This window comes from Shewanella sp. 11B5 (assembly GCF_002836795.1).
Taxonomy (GTDB): domain Bacteria; phylum Pseudomonadota; class Gammaproteobacteria; order Enterobacterales; family Shewanellaceae; genus Shewanella; species Shewanella frigidimarina.
This window is the reverse complement of record NZ_PJAP01000766.1, coordinates 1-1,805: the sequence shown is the minus strand read 5'-3', so window position 1 is coordinate 1,805 and position 1,805 is coordinate 1. Positions and strand designations below refer to the sequence as shown.

The window sequence follows — 1,805 nt, the reverse complement described above, 5'->3', positions numbered from 1 at the left end:
CAATCCATGCTTGACGGATTTTAGGTAAGCCTTCACGCACATTGATATCAGCAAGGGGATCAGAATAAGCACCCGCACAGTCATAAACCATGATCGGCGGATTGGCTTGTTTAATGGGTTCAGCGTCGGTACCACCAATAACGGTATCAGTTTGATTAACTTGACGCATAGCAACGTTGATATCAGCACGACTACCCGCTAAATAGACTTTTTCCGAGTTAGGATGTTGTAACGGTTTAAGGGTATCAATAAATTGTTGAGCGTTAGCTCGAGTTTGACGACGGTTTGGATTTGACATTAGCAACCTCAATATTAAGAGTAGAGTTGCTTGTCTGGAGAGGTGTTGATAGCAGCAGTAAACAATAAAAAAGCTATTGCTTACGTCAATAATCACATAGAAAAATACTAAAGTAATAACGTAACTGGAATATAAGCCGATAAAAAACTCGGAGGTAAACGTCCAATTACAATCGTGTTAATACGTTATTTATCTTCCCAATAATCATGATTATTACGCTTGTTTCCTTCGCAGGTTCTAGCCTGATCAGGTTCAACGGATCCCGAATAAACGGTCTCAGCCATAATGGCACTCCGACAAGATGTCACGCAGTATAAGCAAGCTTGTCGCTAAATAACAAGCACTAAAATAATCATTTCATACAAAAGTCATCAATCCACATGTCAGAAACTGATGCAGTGTCATTGATATCTCCATGATTCATTCATCACCACAGACAGCTATTCATCAAGGTGCGACACTATGTCGCATTCATCATATTTATTAGCAGGTTATAATTTAACAGACTAATAAACACCTTTGAAATATATTCATCAAAGGTTGATAAAATAACAATAAAGGTGATGACATTGACAAATAAAGTAATGCAAACCATTAAATTAAATACTAATTCCCCATGGGTTTACTCATCAATTGCATTGGCTATAATGTTTGCTATTACACAACCAGTGATGGCTGAACAGTATGATAAGCGAAATAGTGAAGGCATAGAGCGGGTTGAAGTACATGGACAAGCGGCCAATAACGATTTACTCGGTTCTGCACAAAACTTATTAAATAAACAAGGTGTAGATTTTTCTGAAGCGGGTGGTGTATCTGCATTACCGATTTTAAATGGCATGATGGGTGATCGGATCAAAGTGCTCATTGATGGCAGCGACATTACGTCATCATGTGCAAACCAGATGAACCCGCCACTTTCATATGTGTCAGCCAATCAAATTAGTTCGACCCAAGTGGTTGCTGGAGTCTCTCCGGTGAGCGCCGGTGGCGATAACATTGCAGGCGTAATTAACGTCACTAGCTTAACCCCTGTATTTACCGATAGCGACACAGTGACATGGCAAAGTGGTAACATATCTAGCGGTTATCGAAGCACCAATGACGCCATTCTCGCAGGTGTAAATGCCACTGTTGCTAGTAAAACATTAAGCTTTAATTACCAAGGATCATTTGAAGATGCAAACAGCTATACAGATGCCCATGGCGATAAAGTACTAGACACTTTATACCAATCACAAAATCATGTATTAACCGCTGCTTGGCAAGATGACATTCAACAAGTTGCTGTCAAATTGACTCATCAACATATCCCCTTTCAAGGTTTTGCAAACCAGTATATGGACATGACGAATAATGACAGTTATGGCGCATTAGTACGTTATCAACGAACACTTGAAAACGAAGGCGAGTTCACAGCCCAAGCAAACTGGCACAATGTAGAGCATCAAATGGGCTTCTTTACCGATGAAAAAACCGGCATGATGCCAATGAAAACTAAGGGTAA

1 protein-coding gene, 1 pseudogene and 1 riboswitch are annotated in these 1,805 nt (G+C 39.9%); of the genes and pseudogenes, one reads left to right on the top strand and one right to left on the bottom strand.

Features of this window, described 5'->3' with window-relative positions; genetic code table 11:
• Nucleotides 1-298, bottom strand: a pseudogene (locus CXF78_RS16250) (phosphomethylpyrimidine synthase ThiC); the annotation flags it as partial.
• 206 nt (nucleotides 299-504) lie between these two features.
• A riboswitch (TPP riboswitch) is annotated at nucleotides 505-604 on the bottom strand.
• Between the two features lie 257 nt (nucleotides 605-861).
• On the opposite strand from CXF78_RS16250, the gene CXF78_RS16245 reads away from it, so the two are divergent.
• On the top strand, nucleotides 862-1,805 hold a 944-nt coding region (locus CXF78_RS16245; RefSeq protein WP_180957186.1), incomplete at its 3' end, for a TonB-dependent receptor plug domain-containing protein.